This is a genomic window from Cupriavidus sp. TMH.W2, from assembly GCF_050847365.1.
In the GTDB taxonomy this organism is placed as follows: Bacteria; Pseudomonadota; Gammaproteobacteria; order Burkholderiales; family Burkholderiaceae; genus Cupriavidus.
Genome location: NZ_CP193792.1, coordinates 1180565 through 1203545, shown reverse-complemented (window position 1 = coordinate 1203545; position 22981 = coordinate 1180565). Strand labels below are relative to the sequence as shown.

Annotated in this window: 23 protein-coding genes; 11 read left to right on the top strand and 12 right to left on the bottom strand. The window is 68.0% G+C overall.

The annotated features are described in order from the left end of the window. Positions 1-10 precede the first annotated feature (10 nt). The 4 genes from tilS to cysS form a co-directional block, all read right to left on the bottom strand. On the bottom strand, positions 11-1468 hold the full coding sequence (gene tilS, locus ACREYQ_RS05640) for a tRNA lysidine(34) synthetase TilS (RefSeq protein WP_432259783.1): 1458 nt from the start codon (positions 1466-1468) through the stop codon (positions 11-13). Then, a complete protein-coding gene (locus ACREYQ_RS05635; protein ID WP_432259782.1) occupies positions 1434-2405 on the bottom strand; it encodes an acetyl-CoA carboxylase carboxyltransferase subunit alpha in 972 nt (323 codons plus the stop codon). Before ACREYQ_RS05635 ends, tilS begins: the two co-directional genes overlap by 35 nt. A gap of 115 nt (positions 2406-2520) precedes the next feature. Next, on the bottom strand, positions 2521-3360 hold the full coding sequence (locus tag ACREYQ_RS05630; protein WP_432259781.1) for a DNA-3-methyladenine glycosylase family protein: 840 nt from the start codon (positions 3358-3360) through the stop codon (positions 2521-2523). After that, positions 3357-4745: a cysteine--tRNA ligase gene (cysS, locus tag ACREYQ_RS05625; RefSeq protein WP_432259780.1), complete on the bottom strand. Its 1389-nt coding sequence runs from the start codon at positions 4743-4745 to the stop codon at positions 3357-3359. Before cysS ends, ACREYQ_RS05630 begins: the two co-directional genes overlap by 4 nt. 241 nt (positions 4746-4986) lie before the next feature. On the opposite strand from cysS, the gene ACREYQ_RS05620 reads away from it, so the two are divergent. The 4 genes from ACREYQ_RS05620 to ACREYQ_RS05605 all read left to right on the top strand — a co-directional run bounded on the left by ACREYQ_RS05620 (position 4987) and on the right by ACREYQ_RS05605 (position 7746). Further along, positions 4987-5703, top strand: coding sequence for a tetratricopeptide repeat protein (locus ACREYQ_RS05620; RefSeq protein ID WP_432259779.1), 717 nt, complete (start codon positions 4987-4989; stop codon positions 5701-5703). A gap of 71 nt (positions 5704-5774) precedes the next feature. Then, positions 5775-6359, top strand: coding sequence for a peptidylprolyl isomerase (locus ACREYQ_RS05615; protein ID WP_432259778.1), 585 nt, complete (start codon positions 5775-5777; stop codon positions 6357-6359). A 22-nt stretch (positions 6360-6381) separates the two neighbouring features. Then, positions 6382-6882, top strand: coding sequence for a peptidylprolyl isomerase (locus ACREYQ_RS05610; RefSeq protein WP_432259777.1), 501 nt, complete (start codon positions 6382-6384; stop codon positions 6880-6882). Positions 6883-6948: 66 nt separating this feature from the next. Further along, entirely contained in the window at positions 6949-7746 is a 798-nt protein-coding gene (locus tag ACREYQ_RS05605) for a UDP-2,3-diacylglucosamine diphosphatase (protein WP_432259776.1), read from the top strand. A 35-nt stretch (positions 7747-7781) separates the two neighbouring features. On the opposite strand, the gene cysE is transcribed toward ACREYQ_RS05605, so the two are convergent. Both cysE and ACREYQ_RS05595 read right to left on the bottom strand, forming a co-directional pair. Continuing rightward, positions 7782-8525 carry a serine O-acetyltransferase gene (cysE, locus tag ACREYQ_RS05600; RefSeq protein WP_432259775.1) on the bottom strand — a complete coding sequence of 248 codons (744 nt, stop codon included), beginning with the start codon at positions 8523-8525 and terminating at the stop codon, positions 7782-7784. Positions 8526-8830: 305 nt separating this feature from the next. Continuing rightward, positions 8831-9661 (bottom strand): RNA methyltransferase, encoded by an 831-nt coding sequence (locus ACREYQ_RS05595; RefSeq protein WP_432259774.1) that lies wholly within the window; start codon positions 9659-9661, stop codon positions 8831-8833. 211 nt (positions 9662-9872) lie between these two features. Between ACREYQ_RS05595 and ACREYQ_RS05590 the strand changes: the two genes are divergently transcribed. The 5 genes from ACREYQ_RS05590 to ACREYQ_RS05570 all read left to right on the top strand — a co-directional run bounded on the left by ACREYQ_RS05590 (position 9873) and on the right by ACREYQ_RS05570 (position 16181). Then, a complete protein-coding gene (locus tag ACREYQ_RS05590) occupies positions 9873-10694 on the top strand; it encodes an inositol monophosphatase family protein (protein ID WP_432259773.1) in 822 nt (273 codons plus the stop codon). A gap of 200 nt (positions 10695-10894) precedes the next feature. After that, positions 10895-11110 (top strand): YdcH family protein, encoded by a 216-nt coding sequence (locus ACREYQ_RS05585; protein ID WP_432259772.1) that lies wholly within the window; start codon positions 10895-10897, stop codon positions 11108-11110. Positions 11111-11123: 13 nt separating this feature from the next. Further along, positions 11124-12236, top strand: coding sequence for a polyphosphate kinase 2 (gene ppk2 / locus ACREYQ_RS05580; RefSeq protein WP_432259771.1), 1113 nt, complete (start codon positions 11124-11126; stop codon positions 12234-12236). A gap of 220 nt (positions 12237-12456) precedes the next feature. After that, complete coding sequence (gene mutS, locus ACREYQ_RS05575) at positions 12457-15144, top strand: DNA mismatch repair protein MutS (RefSeq protein ID WP_432259770.1); 2688 nt, start codon at positions 12457-12459, stop codon at positions 15142-15144. Beyond that, complete coding sequence (locus tag ACREYQ_RS05570; RefSeq protein ID WP_432259769.1) at positions 15141-16181, top strand: hypothetical protein; 1041 nt, start codon at positions 15141-15143, stop codon at positions 16179-16181. The genes mutS and ACREYQ_RS05570 overlap by 4 nt, the downstream gene beginning before the upstream one ends. Positions 16182-16247: 66 nt before the next feature. On the opposite strand, the gene ACREYQ_RS05565 is transcribed toward ACREYQ_RS05570, so the two are convergent. Beyond that, positions 16248-16775 (bottom strand): FKBP-type peptidyl-prolyl cis-trans isomerase, encoded by a 528-nt coding sequence (locus ACREYQ_RS05565; protein ID WP_115014968.1) that lies wholly within the window; start codon positions 16773-16775, stop codon positions 16248-16250. A gap of 11 nt (positions 16776-16786) precedes the next feature. On the opposite strand from ACREYQ_RS05565, the gene ACREYQ_RS05560 reads away from it, so the two are divergent. Continuing rightward, positions 16787-17992 (top strand): JmjC domain-containing protein, encoded by a 1206-nt coding sequence (locus ACREYQ_RS05560; protein ID WP_432259768.1) that lies wholly within the window; start codon positions 16787-16789, stop codon positions 17990-17992. Positions 17993-18191: 199 nt separating this feature from the next. After that, positions 18192-18434, top strand: coding sequence for a hypothetical protein (locus tag ACREYQ_RS05555; protein WP_432259767.1), 243 nt, complete (start codon positions 18192-18194; stop codon positions 18432-18434). A 106-nt stretch (positions 18435-18540) separates the two neighbouring features. Here ACREYQ_RS05555 and ACREYQ_RS05550 read toward each other — a convergent pair whose 3' ends face one another. The 5 genes from ACREYQ_RS05550 to ACREYQ_RS05530 form a co-directional block, all read right to left on the bottom strand. Beyond that, the gene (locus tag ACREYQ_RS05550; protein ID WP_432259766.1) at positions 18541-19329 is read right to left on the bottom strand and encodes an MBL fold metallo-hydrolase; all 789 of its coding nucleotides are present in this window, start codon (positions 19327-19329) and stop codon (positions 18541-18543) included. A 67-nt stretch (positions 19330-19396) separates the two neighbouring features. Then, positions 19397-20626, bottom strand: coding sequence for an outer membrane protein assembly factor BamC (bamC, locus tag ACREYQ_RS05545; RefSeq protein WP_432259765.1), 1230 nt, complete (start codon positions 20624-20626; stop codon positions 19397-19399). Positions 20627-20675: 49 nt separating this feature from the next. Next, positions 20676-21560 carry a 4-hydroxy-tetrahydrodipicolinate synthase gene (gene dapA, locus ACREYQ_RS05540; RefSeq protein ID WP_432259764.1) on the bottom strand — a complete coding sequence of 295 codons (885 nt, stop codon included), beginning with the start codon at positions 21558-21560 and terminating at the stop codon, positions 20676-20678. A 137-nt stretch (positions 21561-21697) separates the two neighbouring features. Continuing rightward, on the bottom strand, positions 21698-22276 hold the full coding sequence (locus tag ACREYQ_RS05535; protein WP_432259763.1) for a class I SAM-dependent methyltransferase: 579 nt from the start codon (positions 22274-22276) through the stop codon (positions 21698-21700). Between the two features lie 16 nt (positions 22277-22292). Continuing rightward, complete coding sequence (locus ACREYQ_RS05530; RefSeq protein WP_432259762.1) at positions 22293-22958, bottom strand: site-2 protease family protein; 666 nt, start codon at positions 22956-22958, stop codon at positions 22293-22295. Positions 22959-22981: the final 23 nt, after the last annotated feature.

Genomic DNA, 22981 nt, shown 5'->3' with positions numbered 1-22981 from the left:
CCCGGCCGTTTCAGTGCGGCGGCGTCGCCACCGCCGGCGGCCGCGGATGCCATTCCACGCGCCAGCGCGGCGCCGCCGGGGCGTCCGGCCAGCGGCGGTGCATGCCGAGGCCGGCGGCCAGCACCAGGGTGTCGCCCGCCCACAGCAACGGCAGCCAGGCCCGGCGCCAGGCCGGGATGCCGGCTTCCTGGCAGGCTTGCTTCAGCGCCCGGGCGGGGCCGCCGGGGCGCAGCACGATGCGCTCGCCGCCGCTGCGGGCGGCCAGGCGCAAAGGCTGGCGCAGCACCGCTTCAGGCACGCCGAAGGTATCGTCGCGGAAGAAGTGAAGTTCGCCGCGCCATGCCGGCACGACAATGCGCGCCTCGCCGCGCCAGTCCAGCATCACGGGTGCCGGCGCGGCTGCCGGTGGCGGCGTGCAGGCCAGCACGCGGTCGCGGAAGCGGCGCAACACCAGGCCCTCATGCGCGATCGCGGGCTCGCCGCCGGCATGCGTGACCAGCTGCTCGCGCATCGCCGCCAGCCGTGCGGTGGACGGCGCGCGCACGCTCAGGTCGCGCAGCCAGAAGCGCAGCACGGCATCGGCATGCGCCGCGGGCAAGGCGCGCAGGCCAGCCAGGTCGAGTTCGGAAAGCGTGTCGGGATCGCGGCCGGGGTGCGCCAGCGCCGCCAGCGAAGCCGAGGCCAGCTCGCCGATCAGTTGGCCAGCCTGGGCGAAATGCGCTGCCGCCTGCACCACGTTGGCCGACAGCGCCGGAAAAGCCTCCAGCAGCGCCGGCAGGTGCGCGCGCAAGGCATTGCGCGCGTAGCGGGCATCGGCATTGGACGGATCGTCGACCCATTGCAAGGCGTTGGCGGCGCAGTAGTCCTCGATTTCGGCACGGGACACGTCCAGCCAGGGGCGCAGCAGCATCACGCCGCTGCCCTCATCCAGCGCGCGCATGGCGGGCATGCCGGCCATGCCCGCCACGCCGGCGCCGCGAAACAGCCGCAGCAGCACGGTCTCGACCTGGTCGTCCTGGTGATGGGCAAACAGCAACAGGTGCGCCCCGCTGTCGGCGCACATCGCCGCCAGCGCGGCGTAGCGCGCACGGCGCGCAGCCGCTTCCACGCCCTCGCCCGCCTCCGGCTGCACCGACACCCGCCGCACGAAATAGCCGACCTGCCACTGCGCGCACAACGCGGCGCAGAATCGGTCCCAGTCGTCGGCCTCGGCTTGCAGGCCGTGGTGGACATGCAGCGCCACCACGCGCGCGCCAACACCCCACGCCGCCGCAGCCGCGCGGGCGGCATGCAGCAGCGCGACCGAATCGCGACCGCCCGACAGGGCCACCGCGATCGTTGCCGCGCCCTCGCCCGCACCGCCACCAGAAACAACAAAGGCCGCACCGGCCTGGAGGGCCTGTGCGACCTTGTCGGTCAGCCGGGCGGACGGGTCAGTCCTGGGTGCCGGTTTCCTTGAACTTGCCATAGGCCAGCAGGCGCTCGTAGCGGCGAGCCTGCAGATCCTTCACGCTCATGCCCTGGAACTGGCGCAGCGACTCGGCCAGCGCGCGCTTGAGCATCGCCGCCATGCCCTTGTAGTCGCGGTGCGCGCCGCCCAGCGGCTCGCTCACGATCTTGTCGATCAGGCCCAGCGCCTTCAGTCGGTGCGCGGTCAGGCCCAGCGCCTCGGCGGCTTCCGGTGCCTTCTCGGCGGTCTTCCACAGGATCGAGGCGCAGCCTTCGGGCGAGATCACCGCGTAGGTGGCGAACTGCAGCATCTGCACCACGTCGCCCACGGCAATCGCCAGCGCGCCGCCCGAACCGCCTTCACCGATGATGGTGGCGATCAGGGGCACCTTCAGGCCGGCCATCACATACAGGTTGTGGCCGATGGCCTCGGACTGGCCGCGCTCTTCGGCGTCGATGCCGGGGAATGCGCCCGGGGTATCGACAAAGGTGAAGATCGGCAGGCCGAACTTGTCCGCCAGCTCCATCAGGCGCTTGGCCTTGCGGTAGCCCTCGGGCTTGGGCATGCCGAAATTGCGCAGGGCGCGCTCTTTCGTGTCACGGCCCTTCTGGTGGCCGATGACCATGCACGCCTGGCCATTGAAGCGCGCCAGGCCGCCGATGATCGACAGATCGTCGGCAAAGGTGCGGTCGCCGTGCAGCTCGTGGAAATCGGTAAAGATCTCGCGCACGTAGTCCAGCGTGTAGGGACGCTGGGGGTGGCGGGCGATTTGCGCAACCTGCCACGGGGTCAGGTTGGCGTAGATATCTTTGGTCAGCTGCTGGCTCTTGCCGGCCAGCCGCGAAATCTCTTCGGAAATATCGACAGCCGAATCGTCCTGCACAAAGCGCAGTTCTTCGATCTTTGCCTCGAGTTCGGCAATGGGCTGCTCAAAATCCAGGAAGGTGGTTTTCATAAAATCACACGTACCTGTCTGTGAAGGGGCGCATTCTACCGGAATTTGGTCGCTATCTTAGCGCCTGCCAGATAGCCCGGACTGCACCTGCCACTAAATTTTCTTGCCGCGATGCCTAATACGTCACTGGCAGCGGGTCGAGACTGCGCCACATATACCACGTTGCGACCGTGCGCCAGGGCTCCCAGTTGGCCGCGACCTCGCGCGCTTCGCTGCGCGTGACCGGTTCGCCGCTGAAGTAATTGGTGGAGATCGCATTGATCAGGCCGACGTCGTCAAGCGGCAGCACATTGGGCCGCATCAGATTGAACATCAGGAACATCTCGGCAGTCCAGCGGCCGATGCCGCGGATCTGGGTCAGTTCGGCGATGACGGCTTCGTCGTCCATATGCGCCCACTCGGCGACGTGCACCGTGCCCGCCTTGAAATGGTCGGCCAGGTCGATCAGGTATTCCGCCTTGCGCTTGGACAAGCCGCAGCCGGCCAGTTTCTCGGGTCCGGCGCGCAGGAACTGCGCCGGTGCCAGCTTCGGGCAAGCCGCATGCAGCCGCTCCCACACCGACTGCGCCGCCTTGACCGAGATCTGCTGGCCCACCACCGCGCGCGCCAGCGTGACGAACGGGTCGCCGCGCGACACCAGGTGTGCCGGGCCGTAGGTCGGGATCATCTTGCGCAGGATGCGGTCGCGCTTCATCAGGTCGGCGCAGGCCTCGTCCCAGTAGGCGGGGCGCACCGCGTCGATGACGGTTTCAACCGGCAGCGGCACCGCATCCGCCTCGGGCAGCACGGCCTTGGCATTGCGTGTGCCTTTTGCCGTGTCCTTGCCATCGGGCAGCGGCGCCTCCTTGGCGCCGGCCTTGTCCGGGCGCGGGCCGGCCGCCTTCGCACGGCCCCGCGTGGCGGCAGGCGCGACGGGCGTCGTGGCGGTGGCGGGCTTGCGCGCGGCAGCGTTCAAGCACGCCTCCACTCGGTGGCACCGCCCGGCTTGTCTTCCAGCACGATGCCCGCTTCCAGCAGTTGCGCGCGGAGGCGGTCCGCCTCGGCAAAGTTGCGCTCGAACTTGGCGGTCTTGCGCGCGGCGATCAGCTTTTCGATCTCGTCCGGCGACGGGCCGTCGTCGGACTTGCCGCCCTGCAGGAAGGTGTGCGGATCGCGCTCGAGCAGGCCCAGCGTGCCGGCCAGCGCCTTGAGCTGGCGCGCGGCCGCGGTCGAGCCGGTGCGGTTGATCTCGCTGGCCAGGTCGAACAGCACCGACATCGCGATCGGGGTGTTGAAGTCGTCGCCCATCGCCTCGGCAAACCGCTTGGCGTGCGGCTCATCCCAGTCCACCGCGCAGCCGCCCGGCTGGCTGTCCTTGAGCGCGGTGTACAGGCGCGTCAGGGCGTGGCGGGCATCGTCCAGGTGCGCGTCGCTGTAGTTCAGCGGGCTGCGGTAATGCGCGCGCAGGATGAAGAAGCGCACGACCTCGGCGTCGTACGACTTCAGGACCTCGCGGATGGTGAAAAAATTGCCAAGCGACTTGGACATTTTTTCGTCGTTGATGCGCACGAAACCGTTGTGCATCCACATATTGACGAAGGGCTTGCCGCTGGCGCCTTCAGACTGCGCAATCTCGTTCTCGTGGTGCGGGAACTGCAAGTCAGCTCCGCCGCCATGGATGTCGAAATGCTCGCCCAGCAGCGCGCAGCTCATGGCGGAGCATTCAATGTGCCAGCCCGGGCGGCCGGCGCCCCACTTCGATTCCCATTTGGTCTCGGGCGGCTCGCTGGCCTTGGCGGATTTCCACAGCACGAAGTCCAGCGGGTCCTGCTTGGCATCGTTGGCACTGACGCGTTCGCCGGCGCGCAGGTCTTCCAGCGACTTGCCCGAGAGCTTGCCGTAGCCGTCGAACTTGCGCACCGAATAGTTCACGTCGCCGTCGCTGGCCTGGTAGGCCAGGCCCCTGGCTTCGAGCTTGCCGATCATGTCAAGCATCTGCGGCACGTAGTCGGTGGCGCGCGGCTCATGGTCGGGACGGATCACGCCCAGCGCGGCCGCGTCCTCGTGCATGTACTGGATGAAGCGCGTGGTCAGCTCGCCGATGGTCTCGCCGTTCTCGGCCGCGCGGCGGATGATCTTGTCGTCGATGTCGGTGATGTTCTGCACATATGTCACCTCGTAGCCGGCGGCGCGCAGCCAGCGGTGCACCATATCGAACACCACCATCACGCGAGCGTGGCCAACGTGGCAGTAGTCGTACACGGTCATGCCGCACACATACATGCGGACCTTGCCGGGTTCGATTGGCACGAATGGCTGTTTCTCACGCGCGAGCGTGTTGTAGATGTTCAGAAGCTGCATGAAACGAAGTGAGTGGTGAGAGGAGACTGCCGGGTTCGCACAGCAGGCAGCGCGGGCCGTGGCCACCGGCGCAATACCGTCGCGCCCCATATCTTACCGGAAGGCGGTGCGCGGGTTGGGCCCGCAGCGTTGCACTGCCGGGGCGCACGCAAGTCGCGCACCATGCGCCGCCATGGCATCGCCTTCGTGCCGGACTTGCCGCTTTGCTAGAATGCCGCGGAGTATAACGGACCCGTCCTCAATGAGCCTGCCGCTGCCCTCCCCGTCCTTCGCCACGCCCGCCGCCGCCGCGCGCCGGCGCGGCCATCGCGCCGTACTGCCCCTGCTGGCCCTGGCGGCCGCCCTGGCTGCCCCCGCCCAGGCGCAGACCGGCCCGCTGTCGCTGGCCGCGCCCACCGCACCGGCCGGCGGCATCCAGTCGACCGACCCGGGCATGAGCGAGGCTCAGCAGGCCGCCAATGCGCGCCGCTATGACGAGGCCATCAAGGGCTTCGATCGCGTGCTGGCCGCCAACCCGCGCAATGCGCAGGCTCGCTTCCAGCGCGCCTGGGCCCTGGCCCAGTCCGGCCGCGAGGATGCGGCCATCCAGGCCTTTGCCGAGATGGCGCAGGACTTTCCGGAACTGCCCGAGCCGCACAACAACCTGGCGCTGCTCTACGCCAGGCGCGGCGACCTGAAGCGCGCCGAGGCCGAGCTGCTGCTGGCCACCCAGGTCAAGCCGGGCTTTGCCATCGGCTACACCAACCTGGGCGATGTCTACCGCCGCCTGGCCGAGCAGTCGTACGCCGAGGCGCTGCGCCGCAATCCGGGCGATGCGCGCGCCAGCGCCGGCCTGCGCCAGCTGAACCCCGCTTCCGCCCCGGCGGCGGCACCGGCAAAGCCGGCCGCACCCGCCGGCAGCCGCAAGGCGGCACCGGCCGGGCGCCAGGCGCCTGCCAGCGCCCCCGCGGCCGACTGACGGCATCCATCCGCATGCCCGGGCGCCGCGCGCCCGGGCCGTGTCCATCCAGACCTACCGGAGTTCCATTCATGATCCGTTCCCGTCGCATCGTCCTGGCCGGCCTGACCGCAGGCGCCCTGGCGCTGTCTTCGTTCAGCGCGCTGGCCCAGCAGAAGGCCGCCGAGCGCGTCCAGTTCGTCACCAGCGCCGGCAAGTTCACTGTCGAGCTCTACCCGGATGCCGCGCCCAAGACCGTCGCGAACTTCCTGGAATATGTGAAGAGCGGCTTCTACAGTGGCACCATCTTCCACCGCGTGATCAACGGCTTCATGGTGCAGGGCGGCGGCTTTGACCGCGACATGAAGGAAAAGCCCACGCGCGCGCCGATCCCGCTGGAAGCCCGCAGCGGCCTGAAGAACAAGGCCGGCACGCTCGCCATGGCACGCACCAGCGACCCCAACTCGGCCACCGCGCAGTTCTTCGTCAATGTGGTGGATAATCCGAGTCTTGACTACCCGCAGCCGGACGGCAACGGCTACGCAGTCTTCGGCAAGGTGGTGGAAGGCATGGACACGATCGACAAGATCAAGACCGTGCCGACCACGGCCTACGGCCCGATGCGCAATGTGCCGGCCACGCCGATCGTGATCGAGTCGGCCAGCGTCGTCAAATAATTACCGAACAGAGGAAACCGCCATGTCCAAGGTCCAGCTCCACACCAACCAGGGTGTCATCACCATCGAACTCGACGCCGAAAAGGCCCCGAAGTCGGTTGAGAACTTCCTGTCGTATGTCCGCAAGGGCCACTACGACAACACCATCTTCCACCGCGTGATCAAGAACTTCATGATCCAGGGCGGCGGCTTCGAGCCCGGCATGAAGCAAAAGGGCACCGACGCCCCGATCGAGAACGAAGCCGGCAACGGCCTGAAGAACGACCGCTACACCGTGGCCATGGCGCGCACCAACGCGCCGCACTCGGCCACCGCGCAGTTCTTCATCAACGTGGTCGACAACGACTTCCTGAACTTCTCCTCGCCCACCCCGCAGGGCTTCGGCTATGCCGTGTTCGGCAAGGTGGTCGACGGCACCGACGTGGTCGAGCAGATCAAGGGCGTGCGCACCGGCAGCTCGGGCTTCCACCAGGACGTGCCGCTGGAAGACGTCGTGATCGAGAAGGCCGTCATCGTCGAGTAAGCCGATGCCTGCCGATTGCGGTCCCGTGCGCGCCCACGTGCCGGCTTTATCCTTCCGACACCACGCATGACCGCAATCCCCCACACGCCGGTGGCCGGTCCCCTCGAGGTACAGGCGCCGGCGTGGTTCATTTCAGACCTGCACCTGACGCCCGGCATGCCCCGCACGCTGGCGGCCTTCGAGCGCACGCTCGAACGCGCCGCGCAGCGCGCACGCGCGCTGTTCATCCTGGGCGACTTCTTTGAATTCTGGGTCGGCGACGAAGAAACCGACTCGCCGCTCGCGCAACGCGTGGCGGGCGTGCTGCGCGCGCTGGCCGCGCGCGGCGTGGCGGTCTACCTGATGCACGGCAACCGCGACTTCCTGCTGGGACAGCGCTTCGCCCGCGCCGCGGGCGCCACGCTGCTGCCCGACCCCACCGTGATCCACTGCGCCGGCGAGCGCGTCGTGCTGAGCCACGGGGACATGCTGTGCATCGACGACGAACGCTACAACCGATTCCGCCGCTGGACCCGCAAGGGCTGGGTGCAGCGCGTGTTCCTGGCGCTGCCGCTGAAGGTGCGTTTGTCGATCGCGCGCAAGCTGCGCGCGGACAGCGAAGGCAACCGCGCCAGGCAGTTGAGCGCCGGCGCGGCCGTGCCGGTGATCTACGGCGATGTGGCACCGGCGGCCGCGGCCGAATTGCTCGGCGCGGCGGGGGCATCGCTGCTGGTCCATGGCCACACGCATCGCCCCGCGCGGCATGAAGAAGCCGGGGGCGTGCGCTGGGTGCTGACGGACTGGGATCTCGATGGCGCGCATCCGCGTGCCGCGGTGCTGCAACTGGATCGCGACGGGTTTCGTCTGCTGCCGCAGACGGACTGACCGGCAGCGCCGGCGCAGTCCGTCTCGCCATCCGCTCACTTCATCAGCTTGCGCAGCACGCTCGCGTCGAAGGGATCATTCGGCGTGTTCTCCAGGTGTTCGCCAAGCCGGTCGAGCGCGGCCAGCACCGCTTCGATGCGGTCGTGCTGGGCCGCCGCATTGTCGATCAGGCTCTTGAGCGCCAGCGACACCGGATCGTCCGCATTGGGCGTGATGCCGTAGGCCGAGAACTCCTGCCTGGCGCCCAGCTGCGCGGATGGCGCATCCGGCAGGATGACGCGGGCCGGAATGCCCACGGCAGTCGCGCCTGGCGGCACCGGCTTGAGCACCACCGCGTTGGAGCCCACGCGCGCACCGTCGCCCACCACGAATCCGCCCAGCACCTTGGCGCCCGCGCTGACCACCACGCCGGCGCCCAACGTGGGGTGGCGCTTTTGGCCCTTGTACAACGAGGTACCGCCCAGCGTCACTCCCTGGTAGATGGTGCAATCGTCGCCGATCTCGGCGGTCTCGCCGATCACCACGCCCATGCCGTGGTCGATGAACACGCGCCGGCCCAGCTTGACGGCCGGGTGAATCTCGATGCCGGTCAGAAAGCGCGACCAGTGCGAGATCCAGCGCCCCAGCCAGTGCAAGCCCGCGTTCCAGCATCCGTGCGCAAAGCGGTGGAACACCACGGCGTGCAGGCCGGGATAGCAGGTCAGCACTTCGAGGCGGCTGCGCGCGGCGGGATCGCGCAGCATGATCGTGTCGATATCTTCCTTCAGGCGAGAGAACATCTTGGTCGTGTCGTGGTGCCGCGCCGTGCGCCGCGCCACGCGGGCTGGTGCCCGGGGCAGGGTCGCCGGCGCGGTCGGTGGCCGGTGGGGACGGGATCAGGGAGTGTAAGTGATTTGCCGGACCAGTCTCTGGCGCCGGCATTTGGCCCCTGATCCGTCAGGGACATTCCATCGATGCCGCGATCAACATCGCCCGGGCTCGCGCAAACCCGCGGCAGCACGGCAACCACCCGCGCACCAGCTGCGTGCGCTTGCCTTGCCTTGCATCGAATCGCCACGGGTTGCTGCCACTGTCCTTGCTCCTGTCACCGGTCCCCTTGCGGGCCCGGCTGGTGTTGCGCGGCGATCAGCATGTGCTTGGCGATGCCGCGCAGGATGTTCACTTCCTCGCGCTCCAGGCCGCTGCGCGCCAGCAGCCGCCGCAGCCGGGTCATCAGCTTGCGCGGGTTGGACGGATCGAGAAAACCGATCGCCTCCAGGCCGGTCTGCAGATGCCCGAACATGGCCTCGACCTGCTCGGCCGTGGCCGGCTCACCAGCATAGCCGATATTGGCGCCCGCGTCCGGGGCCGCCTCCAGCAGTGCCAGGCGCAGTTCGTAGGCGATGAGCTGCACCGCCTGTGCCAGGTTCAGCGAGGTATAAGCGGGATTGGCCGGGATATGGGTGACGGCGTTGCAGCGCTCGACCGCCTCGTTGGGCAGTCCGTAGCGCTCGTTGCCGAACACGAACGCCACGCCGCCGCTGCCGGACAGCGTCTGGCGCGCGCGTTCCGCGGCGGCGCGCGGCAGCAGCCGCGGCGGGCCGAACTCGCGCTGGCGGGCCGTCATGGCCACGGTCAGCGCGGCGCCCGCCAGGGCCGCGTCGATCTGGTCGACGATCACGGCGCCGGCCAGCACATCGTCGGCACCGCTGGCCATGGCGATGGCCTCGGGGTGCCGCAGCACGTCCGGCTCGCGCGGCGAGACCAGCACCAGGCTGCCGAAGCCCATGGTCTTGATCGCGCGCGCCACCGAGCCGACGTTGCCGGGGTGGCTGGTTTCGACCAGCACGAAGCGCACGCGCCCGAAGGCGTCGCCGCCGGTGTCGCCGCTTGTGCCATGGGAAGCGGGCTGGCTCGTATCAATTGCCGGGTTCATATACAATTCGGGATTCTTCTTTGGCGCGGCGCCAGGTTTTTGCTTGCTCGCGAGTCTTTCGCGGCACTTTTGCGAGTTTTCTCAGCAGAGCGCAGCAGAACCGGCGACGCCCGACGTTCTTCTACAATCCGTTGTGTTGTCAGCTGCCCATGAGCGGGCGTGCGGCGCTTTGGCGCCCCGCCGCGCGGTCGTGGCCGGCCTGGAGAGATTCATGCATCCGATGCTCAATATCGCCATCAAGGCGGCCCGCAAGGCGGGATCCATCATCAACCGCGCGTCGCTCGACGTCGATCTGGTGCGCGTCTCGCGCAAGCAACACAACGATTTTGTCACCGAGGTGGACCGCGCCGCCGAAGCCGCGATCATCGAGGTCCTGCGCACGGCCTACCCGGAACACGGCATTCTAGCGGAAGAATCCGGCCAGTCCTGGGCCGAGGGCGAAGACCCCCGCGAGTACACCTGGGTCATCGACCCGCTGGACGGCACCACCAACTTCATCCACGGCTTCCCCCAATACGCGGTCTCGATCGCCCAGCTGCACCGCGGCACGCCGGTGCAGGCCGTGGTCTACGACCCGACCCGTGACGAGCTGTTCACCGCCAGCAAGGGTGCCGGCGCCTTCCTGAACAACCGCCGCATCCGCGTCACGCGCCGCGACAAGCTGGCCGACTGCCTGATCGGCACCGGCTTCCCGTTCCGCGACCTGGAAGGCATGGACGAATACCTGGAAATGTTCGCGCTGATGACCCGCAGCTGCGCCGGCCTGCGCCGCCCGGGCGCCGCCGCGCTGGACCTGGCCTACGTCGCCTGCGGCCGCCTGGACGGCTTCTTCGAGCGCGGCCTGAAGCCGTGGGACATGGCCGCCGGCATGCTGCTGATCACTGAATCGGGCGGCCTGGTCGGCAACTACGCCGGCGAACCGCGCCAGATGGAACAGGGCGAAGTGCTGGCCGGCAACCCCAAGGCGTTCGCCCAGATGGTGCGCCTGCTGTCGCCGTTCTCGCTGGACCACGCCAAGCCCACCGCCGCCTGACACCGGCACATGGCCTGACGGCCATGCCCCCGACGCCCGCCGCACCCCGGCGGGCGTTTTGCTTTATGCGCGGCGCCGGTCAGATCATTCTCAATCCTCCGACGGCCATGATCCTGGTCAAGGTCGCACCACCCTGCCCTCCCCAGAATGAATCCATGCGCCACGCCCCGTGCGCGCGGATCCAGCACAGGAGAGCCAGCATGTTCCCCGAATACCGCGACCAGATCACCGCCCTGAAGACCCAGGATGCCCGCTTCGCGCGCCTGTTCCACCGCCACAACGCGCTGGACCAGGAAATCCACAACATGGAGTCCGGGCTGGTGCCGGCCTCCACCTTCGAGATCGAGCGGCTGAAAAAGGAAAAGCTCCGGCTCAAGGACCAGCTCTACGAGATCCTGCGCACCACCGCTGCCTGACGGAGGACCGCAGATGACCGATCGCGACACCCTCCAGCCGTCGCACACCGCCACCCCGCCACGTCCCCGCGCCACAGCCCGGGGCGATGTGCTGCCCACCACCTCGGCGCTGTCGGCCCGGCGCAATGAAGTCGACAGCGCCGTCGACGCCGCGGTGCAACTCGCGGCCAGCAGCATGCAGGACATCCTGGCCAGCCGCGCCGGCCACGGCGCCGGCATGCTAGAGGCCATGCGCACGCTGCTTGACGGCCTGGCGCCCGACGAGGCCGCGCAACTGCGCAGCCTCATCCTCGAAGGCGATCCCGCCGCGTGGCAGGCCGGGCGCAAGCGGCATCCGGACGATGAGCTGTCCGCGGGCTGGCGCGAAGGCGCGTACCCGTACCAGAACCTGATGTCGCGGCGCAATTACGAGAAGCAGAAGTACCGCCTGCAGGTGGAGCTGCTCAAGTTCCAGGCCTGGGTGCGCGAGACCGGCCAGCGCGTGGTGGTCGTGTTCGAAGGCCGCGACGCCGCCGGCAAGGGCGGCACCATCAAACGCTTCATGGAACACATGAACCCGCGCGGCGCGCGCGTGGTGGCGCTGGAAAAGCCCTCCGAAACCGAGCGCGGGCAATGGTACTTCCAGCGCTATGTGCAGCACCTGCCTGCTGCCGGCGAGATCGTGCTGTTCGACCGCTCCTGGTACAACCGCGCCGGCGTGGAACATGTGATGGGCTTCTGCTCGACGCGCGAATACCAGGACTTTCTGCAGCAGGCCCCGGACTTCGAGCGGCACCTGGTGCGCAGCGACATCCACCTGTTCAAGTTCTGGTTCTCGGTCAGCCAGAAAGAACAGCGCCGGCGCTTCCGCGAGCGCGAGATCCACCCGCTCAAGCAATGGAAGCTCAGCCCTGTCGACGTGGCCTCGCTGGACAAGTGGGACGACTACACCCGCGCCAAAGAGGCAATGTTCGCCCATACCGACACCGCCGATGCGCCGTGGACCGTGATCCGCTCGGACTGCAAGAAGCGCGCGCGGCTCAATGCGCTGCGCTTCATCCTGGCGCGCTTCTCCTACGCCAATCGCGATACCAGCGCCATCGGGCAGCCCGATCCGCTGATCGTGGGGCGCGCGCTGGCAAATTAAGCCACCACAGTGCCGCCGCAGCCGCTCCGCGGCACTGCGGCGGCAGCCCCGTGCTGTACCATATCGCCCATATTCGATAACGCCCCTTCGCGCCCTGGCCACAGGCCGCCGGATGACCGCCCGGACGCCCCGCGCGGCCGCCATCCGGCATGCGCGAGGCGGTGATCCGAGCGGAACGGGCGGCATCGCGCAGGCCCACCGCCAGACAGGCTAAATGGCAATGGGATTGCAGAAAAAGACCGACCCGGAACAGGCGCAGGCAGATTCGTCCGCGAGCCGCCACACGCCCATGATGCAGCAGTATCTCCGCATCAAGGCGGACCACCCCGACACCCTGCTGTTCTACCGCATGGGTGACTTCTACGAGCTCTTCCACGACGATGCCGAGAAGGCCGCCCGCCTGCTCGACATCACGCTGACCGCGCGCGGCGCGTCCAACGGGGTGCCGATCCGCATGGCCGGCATTCCCTTCCATTCGGCGGACCAGTACCTGGCGCGCCTGGTGAAGCTGGGCGAGTCGGTGGCGATCTGCGAGCAGATCGGCGACCCCGCCACCAGCAAGGGGCCGGTGGAGCGCAAGGTGGTGCGCATCGTCACCCCGGGCACGCTGACCGATGCCGCGCTGCTGCCGGACAAGGCCGACACCTTCCTGATGGCGGTGCACCAGCAGACCACGCGCCGCGGCGTCAGCAAGACCGGGCTGGCGTGGCTGAACCTGGCCAGCGGCGAGCTGCGCCTGATGGAATGCGAAGCGGCCCAGCTGGGCCGCGAGCTGGAGCGCATCCGGCCGGCCGAACTGCTGTATGCGGACGGCATCGAGTTGCCCGCGCTCGCCTGCGCCCGCACCCGCCTGCCCGAATGGCATTTCGACCAGGACGCCGGCACGCGCCGGCTGCGCGAGCAGCTTGGCGTGGCCAGCCTGGACCCGTTCGGCTGCGCCGGGCTGGGTGCCGCGCTGGGCGCGGCCGGCGCGCTGCTGAACTACGCCGCCACCACGCAGGGCCAGTCGCTGCGCCATGTGCAGGGCGTGAAGGTCGAGCGTGAATCGGAATATGTGGGCCTGGATTCCGCCACGCGGCGCAACCTGGAGCTGACCGAGACCCTGCGCGGCGGCGAGTCGCCGACACTGTTCTCGCTGCTGGACACCTGCTGCACGGCCATGGGCAGCCGCGCGCTGCGCCACTGGCTGCACCACCCGCTGCGCGACCCGGCAGTGCCGCAGGCGCGCCAGCAGGCCATTGGCGTGCTGATCGACCAGGGCACCGATGCCCTGCGCGCGGCGCTGCGCCGGCTGGCCGATGTCGAGCGCATCACCTCGCGGCTGGCCTTGCTCAATGCCCGCCCTCGCGACCTGTCCTCGCTGCGCGACACGCTGCGCGCGCTGCCGGACGTGCGGGCCTGCATCCTGGCCGACCAGGACAGCATCCTGCTGGCGCAGACCCGCGACGACCTCGCCGTGCCGCATGAGTGCCTTGACCTGCTGGTGCGCGCCGTGGCCGAAGAGCCGGCCACCGTGGTGCGCGACGGCGGCGTGATCGCGCGCGGCTACGATGCCGCTCTCGATGAGCTGCGCGATATCTCCGAGAACTGCGGCCAGTTCCTGATCGACCTGGAAGCGCGCGAACGCGCCCGCACCGGCATTGCCAACCTGCGCGTCGAGTTCAACCGCGTGCACGGCTTCTATATCGAGGTCACCAACGGCCAGGCCGACAAGGTGCCCGACGACTTCCGCCGCCGCCAGACCCTGAAGAACGCGGAGCGCTACATCACGCCCGAACTGAAGGCCTTCGAGGACAAGGCGCTGTCGGCGCAGGACCGCGCGCTGGCGCGCGAGAAGCAGCTCTACGACGGCCTGCTGCAGGCGCTGCTGCCGCATATCGGCGAGCTGCAGCGGGTGGCGGGCGCGCTGGCGCGCCTGGACGTGCTGACGGCGCTGGCCGAGCGCGCGCAGACGCTGGACTGGTCCGCGCCGGAGCGCGTCGCAGAGAACGTGGTCGACATCGTGCAGGGCCGCCATCCGGTGGTCGAAGGCCAGCTCGCGGCGGAGTCGGTGGCGTTCATTGCCAACGACTGCCAGCTCAACGAAGCGCGCAAGCTCTTGCTGATCACCGGCCCGAACATGGGCGGTAAATCCACCTTCATGCGCCAGACCGCGCTGATCGTGCTGCTCGCTTGCGTGGGCGCCTATGTGCCGGCGCGGCGCGCGGTGATCGGGCCGATCGACCGCATCTTCACCCGCATCGGTGCCGCCGACGACCTGGCCGGCGGGCGTTCCACCTTCATGGTCGAGATGACCGAGGCCGCCGGCATCCTGCACCACGCCACCTCGGCCTCGCTGGTGCTGATGGATGAGATCGGGCGCGGCACCTCCACCTTCGACGGGCTGGCGCTGGCGTGGGCGATCGCGCGCCACCTGCTGTCGCACAACCGCAGCCATACGCTGTTTGCCACGCATTATTTCGAGCTGACGCAGCTGCCGCAGGAGTTCCCGCAGGCGGCCAACGTGCACCTGTCGGCGGTGGAGCATGGCGACGGCATCGTCTTCCTGCATGCGGTGCAGGACGGCCCCGCCAGCCAGAGCTACGGCCTGCAGGTGGCGCAGCTGGCCGGCGTGCCGCAGCCGGTGATCCGCGCCGCGCGCAGGCACCTGGCCTGGCTGGAACAGCAGTCCGCCGAAGCCACGCCCACGCCGCAGCTGGACCTGTTCGCGGCACCGCCGGCGCCGGAGGACGACGATGACGATTTCGGCGGTGCGCCGGCGGCGGTGTCCACCGCGCTGGCACCCGAGCAGGCCGCGCTGCTCGACGCGCTGGCCGACCTGGATCCCGACACCCTGACGCCGCGCGCCGCGCTGGAGGCGCTGTACCGGCTCAAGGCGCTGGCAGGCGAGGCAGCCGAGACGGCATGAGCGCCCCGCGCCGGGCCCTGGTCACCCTGTTGTTCCCACTGCTGTGCATGGCCGGCATGGCGGCGGCCGCGCCCGCAGGCCGCGCGGGCAAGACACCAGCCAGGCCGCAGATCACGCGCGTAGCGCTGATTGCCGACCTGCCGCAATGGCCGGCGGCGGAGGCCAATGCGGCGGCGCTGCTCGACTATTTTGCCGAGAGCAAGCTGGACCTGGTGATCCATGCCGGCGGCATCAAGGGCGATACGGAATCGTGCAGCGATGCGGTGCTGAGCAGCCGCCAGCAGCTGCTGGACCAGTCGCCGCTGCCGCTGGTCTACGTGCCGGGTGAAACCGACTGGTCCGAGTGCCGGCTGCCGGTCAACGGCAGCTTTGATGCGGTCGAGCGGCTGAACCGGCTGCGCGAGCTGTTCTTCCCCGAGGATGCCACCCTGGGACAGCATCCACGGCCGGTGCTGCGGCAATCGGACCAGGCACTGTTCCGCAGCTTCCGCGAAAACATGCGCATGAGCGTGGGCGATGTGCTGATCGTTGGCCTGAACGTGCCCGGCGATAACAACCACTACCGCAATGAAGGCGGCCGCAACGGCGAATTCGAGGACCGGCGCGAGGCCAACCGGCAGTGGCTGGCGCGCGCGTTCTCGGTGGCCCGGCAGCGGAACCTGAACGGCATCGTGGTGGTCGTCCACGGCGACCCGCATTTTGCCAACGGCTGGGAGAAGAAGGGCCGCCCGACGCTGCTGGATGGCTTCCTGCGCCACCGCACCCGCGATGGCTACCTGGAGTTCAAGCGCCAGCTGCGCGAGCTGAGCGCGCGTTTCAGCGGCCAGGTGCTGCTGGTGCATGCAAGCGGGAGCGGGACCGAAAGCGGCTTCGGCATCGACAAGCCGCTGCGCGATGCCGCCGGCAAGGTCCTGCAGAATTTCACGCGCGTCTCGCTGCCGGCCGGCACGGTCTCGCAATGGGCCGAGCTGGTGATCACGCCCGCCGCGGCGTCGCCGTTCGCGGTCGTGCTCAAGGACGGGCCGGCGCAGCACTGACCGGCGGCTGAAAGCAAAGAAGCCGGCAACTGCCGGCTTCTTTGTGGATGCGCTGGTTGCGCGCGCTCAGTGCAGCGTGCGCGGCGTATCGTCGTCCTCGTCCTCATCCACCACTTCAACGCCCGAGGCGCCGTGGGCGTGGCCGTGCTCGATTTCCTCGGCGGTGGCTTCGCGCACTTCGGAAACCTTCAGCCAGAAGCGCAGCGCCATGCCGGCCAGCGGATGGTTGCCGTCCAGCACGACCTTGTCCTCGGCCACGTCGGTCACGGTGTAGATGACGGAGTCTTCTTCGTCGCCGTCCTCGGGCATGCCTTCGAACTGCATGCCGACTTCCAGCGGCTCGGGGAAGCGGTTGCGCGGCTCGACCTTCACCATATCGGCGTCGTAATCGCCGAACGCGTCTTCCGGCTCAAGCTGCAGCTGGGTCTCGAAGCCCGTGTCATGGCCGTCGAGCGCTTCCTCGATCTTGGGGAACGTGCCATCATACCCGCCGTGCAAATAGACCATGGCTTCATCTGACTCCTCGATCAGATTGCCTTGCGCGTCCGATAGCTTGTACATCACGGACACTACCGTGTTCTTAGCGATTTTCAATTCTTGACTCCATGAACGATTCCGCATTATACGCGCAGGCCCTGCCCCCTGGCCCCGTCGATCCAGACACTCCGCTCGACCTGCTTGGTGGCATGACGCCTGCTGCATTCATGCGGGATGTCTGGCATCGCAAGCCCCTGCTCATTCGACAGGCGGTGCCGGGAATCGTGCCGCCTGTGTCGCGCGATGCGCTTTTCGACCTTGCCGACCGCGACGACGTCGAATCGCGCCTGGTGACGCACTTCCGCAACCGCTGGAAGCTCGCGCATGGCCCATTTGCGCGTGAAAACCTGCCCGCCGTCAAGACCCGCCAGTGGACTTTACTGGTGCAGGGCGTCAACCTGCACGACGCCGCCGCGGCGGAACTGATGGGCCGCTTCCGCTTCGTGCCCGATGCGCGCCTGGACGACCTGATGATCAGCTACGCCTCCGACGGCGGCGGCGTGGGTCCGCACTTCGATTCCTACGACGTGTTTCTGCTGCAAATCTCGGGCCGGCGCCGCTGGCGCATCTCGTCGCAGACCAGCCTGGACCTGATTCCCGACATGCCGCTGAAGATCCTTGCCGACTTCGGCGCCGAACAGGAATGGGTGCTGGAACCCGGCGACATGCTGTACCTGCCGCCGCAATATGCGCACGATGGCATTGCCGAGGGCGAATGCATGACCTGCTCGATCGGCTTCCGCGCGCCGGCTTATCGCGAACTGGCCGGGCACTTCCTGGCCTGGTTGTCGGAAACGGTCGAGGATAACGAAGACCTCGGCGGCCGCTATGCCGATCCCGGCGAGCGCGCCGCCACGCGCCCCGCGCAATTGCCCGCCGGCATGGCCAAGGCAGTCGCCGAGCGGCTCAAGGCGCTGCAATGGAACAGCCAGATGGTGTCGGAATTCCTCGGCAGCCATCTGTCCGAACCCAAACCTGGTGTTGAATTCGCGGAGATAGCCGACATCCCGCTGCGCCGTTACGCGACAATGGCGGCCCGCCATGGCGTCGTCCTTGCCCCGGCATCGATCGCGCTTTACGACCGCGCCAATTTCTTCCTGAATGGAGAAGCCTACGAACCACCGGCCGAACTGATGCCGTGGTTGAAAAAATTGGCCGATTATCGGCAACTTAGTGGCAGAGATGTTGCTGATTGCGCGGACCTACCCGATCTGATGGAAACATTCCATCACTGGACGCTGGAAGGATGGTTGCAGTTGGGTCCACGGCTGTAATAATGCGTAACATTGCGAATCAGCAAATTTTGGCGCTACACAAGCCGGGAAAACGCGGATATAATCGTCGGCTGGCTAGTACTGCGGACCACTGCATATGTCGGCACCCGGGAGGGCCTCTATTTTGCAGTTCAAGAGCGATAATTACCGGTAATTATTCATCGCCTGTTTTTCGTTATTACAAGTTAAAGGACGAACAATGAAGAAGTCTCTCCTGATCGCATCGCTGCTGGCCGCTGTTGCTCTCGCTGCTTGCGGCAAGAAGGAAGAAGCTGCCGCTCCGGCCGCTGAAACGGCTGCTCCGGCTGCTGCCGCTCCGGCTGCTGAAGCTTCGGCTCCCGCTGCTGCAGCCCCGGCTGCTGCCGCTGCTGACGCTTCGGCTCCGGCTGCTGAAGCCTCCGCTCCGGCTGCTGACGCTTCGGCTCCGGCTGCCAAGCAGTAATCGGTTCCGTACCGATATAAAAAACCGGCCTTCGGGCCGGTTTTTTTATTTTGGGCGCCACTACCGCGCTGCGCCCCGCAGCGCCCTCTTCGCACGCACCAATCCCTCAGGCGCGCACCGCCTGCCAGTCCAGGCCCTCGTCCTGGTCTGCCACCAGCACCTCGGAGGGCAGCGCCCCCAATGCCGCCGCCAGCGCGCCGGTGGCCAGCTCCCGCGTATTGTTCTGCTTGCTGAGATGGGCGGCGACCACGCGGTTCAGGCCGGCATGGGCAACCTGCGCCAGGATGCTGGCCGCGACCTCGTTGGCCAGGTGGCCGAAGTCGCCGCCGATGCGCCGCTTCAGAGAGGCCGGATAGACCGAGTTGCGCAGCATTTCGCGGTCATGGTTGCATTCCAGCACCAGCGCATCCACGCCCGACAGGCGCGCCGTCACATAAGGCGTTTCCATACCCGCGTCGGTCAGCACGCCCAGCCGCGCCTGCCCGTCCGACAGCACGAACTGCACCGGCTCGCGCGCGTCGTGCGGCACGGTGTAGGGCAGCACCTGCAGGTCGCCGATGGCGAAGGCATGGTCGGCACAGCAGACCCGCACGTCGGCAGCATCGGCACCGCGCAGGTGCGAGGTCGCCAGCCACGTGCCGTGGCTGGTGTAGACCGCCAGGCGATGGCGCGCGGCAAAGGCATAGGCCGAGCCGACATGGTCGCCGTGCTCGTGCGTGACCAGCACGGCGTCAAGCTGGTCCGGCGTGACACCGAGGCGCTCCAGGCGCCGGGCGGTCTCGCGGATGCCGAAGCCGCAGTCCAGCAGCACGCGCGTAGTAGTGGTGTCTTCGCGGGATTCGATCAGCAGCGAGTTGCCGTCGCTGCCGCTGCCGAGGAAGGCGAAGCGCATCATGGCCGCGCCCTCCCCGCCAGGCACCGGCCAGAACGGCCGGCTGGCAAGCCAGCAGTCATGCGCCGGCTCAGTGCAGTTGCTCGTCGAGCAGCGACAGGATGCGCTTGCCGATTTCGCTGTTCTCCGGCTGGCCGGCTTCGTTGAGCACCGTCACCAGCGTGCCGCTGCCCGTGCCCTTGAGCGCCACGCGATACTTCTTGGCGGTCTTGGGGTCGTCCGGCTTGGTGAACAGCTTGGAGAAGAAGCCGCGGCTGTCGACGTTGGCGCGCGGATCGACATAGCGCACGTAGTACAGGCCCTGGGCGCGGTCGCGGTCTTCGACGGTGAAGTTCACGCGGTCCAGCGACAGGCCGACCGAGCGCCAGGCGCGGTCGAACGGCTCGGGCAGCTGCAGCGCCGGGGCACCGTTGACCTGGGCCAGGTACGACTTGTTCTGCGCGGCGCCGTCGGCGGCCGCGGCAGCGGTCGCACCGGCGGCCGCGCCAGCAGCCGCGGCGGCCGTGTTGCCTGCCGGCTCCGGGTTCTTGGCCATGCGGTCGGCCTGCTCCTTCTGCACGCCCAGGCGCTGGGCCAGGCGCGACAGGAATTCGGCTTCCAGCTCGGGATCAGCCGGGCGCGGCGTCCAGACCGTGCTCGACTTGTCGACGCCGGTCAGCTGTTCCTGCGCACCGCGATGGCTGATGTAGACCTCGAGCGTGCCATTCTGCGCGCGCTCGACGCGGGTGCGGAACTTGTCGCGCTCGGAGGTCGAGTACAGGCCGTCGAACACCTTGCCGATGGTATTGCGGATGATGTCCTGCGGGATCTTGGCGCGGTTCTCGGCCCAGTCGGTTTCCATGATGCCGGTCTCGGGCGAGTCCTGCACCAGCAGGAAACCGCTTTCCTGCCAGAAGCCGCGCAACTGCTGCCACAGCTGGTCGCCGCGCATGCCGTTGCTGATCACCAGCCAGCGCTGGTTGCCGTCGCGCTCCATGCGGATGCCCTGCGCCGAGGGCAGCACGTTCTCGCTCGGGGATTGCTCGCGCACTTTGGTGGCCTGGCTGTAGGTCGACAGCGTCGAGGTGCCGTTCACATCGGGCACCGAATACCGGCGGTCGCCTTCCAGCTTGGTCAGGTCGGGCGGCACGTCCAGCGTGGGCGTGCGCTTCGAGGCCGACGACTTGTAGTCGATCTTGTCAGGCTGCATCGCCTCGTTGATGCTGCTGCAGCCGGTGATCACGCCGGCGGCAAGCACGGGCACAACCAGTGCGGCGCGGCGGACTTGCGTCGCACCGCGGCGGTTAAGCTTCAGTTTCATTGACACGCAATCCTAGTAGATGGGGCGGACAACAGGGCGCCGTGGAAAATCAGGCCAGCAGGCCGGCGGCGGCCAGTGCCTTGCGGACATAGTCGTGGTTGCCCTCGGACAGCGGGGTCAGCGGCAGGCGGATACCGCCTTCCATCCTGCCCATCTGCTGGAGCGCCCACTTGACCGGGATCGGATTGGCTTCGATGAACATGGCCTGGTTCAGCCCGATCAGTTCCATGTGCAGGCGGCGCGCGGTGACGACGTCGCCCTTCCGTGCCGCGGCGCACATCTCATGCATCTTGCGCGGCGCCACGTTCGCGGTGACCGAGATATTACCGTGGCCGCCCAGCAGGATCAGCGCAACGGCCGTGGGATCGTCACCGCTGTAGATGGCAAAGCCTTCCGGCGCGCCCTTGATCAGCTGCGCCGCGCGGTCGATATTGCCGGTGGCTTCCTTGACGCCGACGATGCCCGGCACCTGCGCCAGGCGCAAGATGGTCTCGTTGTTCATGTCCGCGACCGTGCGGCCCGGCACGTTGTACAGCAGCACCGGCAGGTCCACGGCCTCGGCGATGGTGCGGAAATGCCGGTACATGCCTTCCTGGGTCGGCTTGTTGTAGTACGGCACAACCTGCAGCGAGGCATCGGCACCCACCTTCTTGGCGAAGGCGGTCAGCTCGATCGCTTCCTTGGTGGAATTGCCGCCGGTACCGGCGATGATCGGGATGCGCTTGCCGGCCTGCTCCACGGCAACGCGGACCAGTTCGCAGTGCTCCTCGACGGTAACCGTCGGGGACTCGCCAGTGGTGCCCACAATCACGATGGCGTCGGTGCCCTCGGCCACGTGCCAGTCGACCAGTGCGCGCAGGGCCGGGAAGTCCAGGCTGCCGTCCTCATGCATCGGGGTGACGATGGCGACGATGCTGCCGGTAATCTGTGTCATAACGTTAAGGAATTCGGGATGCGAATAACGGGATTGTACCGGAACCGCGAGCCGCTTCGACCGCTGCCCGGACAGGGGTTGATACCAACTGTTTCAACGCGTGCGGCGCGATTGCCGCCGACAGCGCGGCGCCCCGCTCAGGGATCGAGCCGGTAGCGTGGCGGCGCGGGCGCATCGGCCGCGGCGGCCGCCTCGCGTACCGCACAAATGCGCTGCACGAAGGCTGTTTTCGGCACTTCTGCCAGGCCATCTTCATAGGCCACCACGCGCAGGCCGAACTCGCGCGCCACCTCGAGCAATTCGCCCGGCCGCAGCAGGAAATCCGGCCGCGACGGCTTGCCCACGGTCTCATTGCCGGCGGCGAAGGTCTCATGGATCCAGAACCCGCCTGGCGCCAGCGCCGCCGCCAGGTCCGGCCACAGCGGCCGGTGCAGGTAATTGGTGACGACAATGGCGTCGAACGGCGCCTCGCCGGCCAGCGGCCAGGCGCCCTGCTCCAGGTCGGCCACCCGCCCGGTCACGCCGGCCGGCAGGCCGGCGATGGCTTCGGCGTCGCGGTCGACCGCCAGCACCGTGTGGCCGCGCGCGGCCAGCCAGGTGGCGTGGCGCCCGTTGCCGCAAGCCAGGTCCAGCACCCGCGCACCTGGACGCAGCAAGTGGGCCCAGCGAGTAATCCAGGCGGACGGCGTTGAAATTCCGGCATGCAAGAGCGTCATGGCGTTCCCCGCCCCCTCAATGCAGAAGCATCACGATCGGGCGCAGCAGCAGTTCGATCAGCGCCATCAGCACATTGACTACCGGCGTCATCCAGATCGTCGTGATCACGCCCGCGGCCACCAGCGCCAGCACCACGAAGATGCCGTACGGCTCGATGCGCGACACCGCGCGGGCAATGCCCTGCGGCAGCAGCGCGGTCAGCACGCGGCCGCCGTCCAGCGGCGGCACCGGGAACAGGTTGAAGGCTGCCACCACCAGGTTGACGCGCACGCCCGCCAGCGCCATCTCGCCGAAAAACGGCTCGCGCACGCCGGCCCAGGTCAGGCCGATGGCCAGCAGCACCCAGACGAAGGCTTGCACCACGTTGCTGGCCGGACCGGCCAGCGCCACCCACATGCCGTGCCAGCGCGGATTGCGCAGGCGCTCGAACACCACCGGCACCGGCTTGGCATAGCCGAACACGAACTGGCCGCTGGTCATGATGTAGAGCAGCAGCGGCACCGCGATGGTGCCGATCGGGTCGATATGGCGGATCGGGTTCAGGCTGACGCGCCCGAGCGCATAGGCCGTGTTGTCGCCGAACACCTTGGCCACGTAGCCGTGCGCGGCTTCGTGCAGCGTGATGGCGAACAGCACTGGCAGGGCATAGACCGCGAAGGTCTGGATAAGGGAGGAATCCATGGTCCTTATTGTAACGGCCCGGC

What these genes read in the sequence shown, in the direction of transcription:
- ACREYQ_RS05635 (WP_432259782.1), bottom strand. Translation starts at nt 2,405, where the DNA reads ATGAAAACCACCTTCCTGGATTTTGAGCAGCCCATTGCCGAACTCGAG.
- ACREYQ_RS05615 (WP_432259778.1), top strand. Translation starts at nt 5,775, where the DNA reads ATGATCCGTTCCCGTCGCATCGTCCTGGCCGGCCTGACCGCAGGCGCC.
- ACREYQ_RS05605 (WP_432259776.1), top strand. Translation starts at nt 6,949, where the DNA reads ATGACCGCAATCCCCCACACGCCGGTGGCCGGTCCCCTCGAGGTACAG.
- ACREYQ_RS05560 (WP_432259768.1), top strand. Translation starts at nt 16,787, where the DNA reads ATGAACGATTCCGCATTATACGCGCAGGCCCTGCCCCCTGGCCCCGTC.
- ACREYQ_RS05620 (WP_432259779.1), top strand. Translation starts at nt 4,987, where the DNA reads ATGAGCCTGCCGCTGCCCTCCCCGTCCTTCGCCACGCCCGCCGCCGCC.
- cysE (WP_432259775.1), bottom strand. Translation starts at nt 8,525, where the DNA reads ATGTTCTCTCGCCTGAAGGAAGATATCGACACGATCATGCTGCGCGAT.
- bamC (WP_432259765.1), bottom strand. Translation starts at nt 20,626, where the DNA reads ATGAAACTGAAGCTTAACCGCCGCGGTGCGACGCAAGTCCGCCGCGCC.
- dapA (WP_432259764.1), bottom strand. Translation starts at nt 21,560, where the DNA reads ATGACACAGATTACCGGCAGCATCGTCGCCATCGTCACCCCGATGCAT.
- tilS (WP_432259783.1), bottom strand. Translation starts at nt 1,468, where the DNA reads ATGGCAAGTTCAAGGAAACCGGCACCCAGGACTGACCCGTCCGCCCGG.
- ACREYQ_RS05550 (WP_432259766.1), bottom strand. Translation starts at nt 19,329, where the DNA reads ATGATGCGCTTCGCCTTCCTCGGCAGCGGCAGCGACGGCAACTCGCTG.
- ACREYQ_RS05590 (WP_432259773.1), top strand. Translation starts at nt 9,873, where the DNA reads ATGCATCCGATGCTCAATATCGCCATCAAGGCGGCCCGCAAGGCGGGA.
- ACREYQ_RS05595 (WP_432259774.1), bottom strand. Translation starts at nt 9,661, where the DNA reads ATGAACCCGGCAATTGATACGAGCCAGCCCGCTTCCCATGGCACAAGC.
- mutS (WP_432259770.1), top strand. Translation starts at nt 12,457, where the DNA reads ATGGGATTGCAGAAAAAGACCGACCCGGAACAGGCGCAGGCAGATTCG.
- ACREYQ_RS05555 (WP_432259767.1), top strand. Translation starts at nt 18,192, where the DNA reads ATGAAGAAGTCTCTCCTGATCGCATCGCTGCTGGCCGCTGTTGCTCTC.
- ACREYQ_RS05530 (WP_432259762.1), bottom strand. Translation starts at nt 22,958, where the DNA reads ATGGATTCCTCCCTTATCCAGACCTTCGCGGTCTATGCCCTGCCAGTG.
- ACREYQ_RS05535 (WP_432259763.1), bottom strand. Translation starts at nt 22,276, where the DNA reads ATGACGCTCTTGCATGCCGGAATTTCAACGCCGTCCGCCTGGATTACT.
- ACREYQ_RS05610 (WP_432259777.1), top strand. Translation starts at nt 6,382, where the DNA reads ATGTCCAAGGTCCAGCTCCACACCAACCAGGGTGTCATCACCATCGAA.
- ppk2 (WP_432259771.1), top strand. Translation starts at nt 11,124, where the DNA reads ATGACCGATCGCGACACCCTCCAGCCGTCGCACACCGCCACCCCGCCA.
- cysS (WP_432259780.1), bottom strand. Translation starts at nt 4,745, where the DNA reads ATGCAGCTTCTGAACATCTACAACACGCTCGCGCGTGAGAAACAGCCA.
- ACREYQ_RS05585 (WP_432259772.1), top strand. Translation starts at nt 10,895, where the DNA reads ATGTTCCCCGAATACCGCGACCAGATCACCGCCCTGAAGACCCAGGAT.
- ACREYQ_RS05570 (WP_432259769.1), top strand. Translation starts at nt 15,141, where the DNA reads ATGAGCGCCCCGCGCCGGGCCCTGGTCACCCTGTTGTTCCCACTGCTG.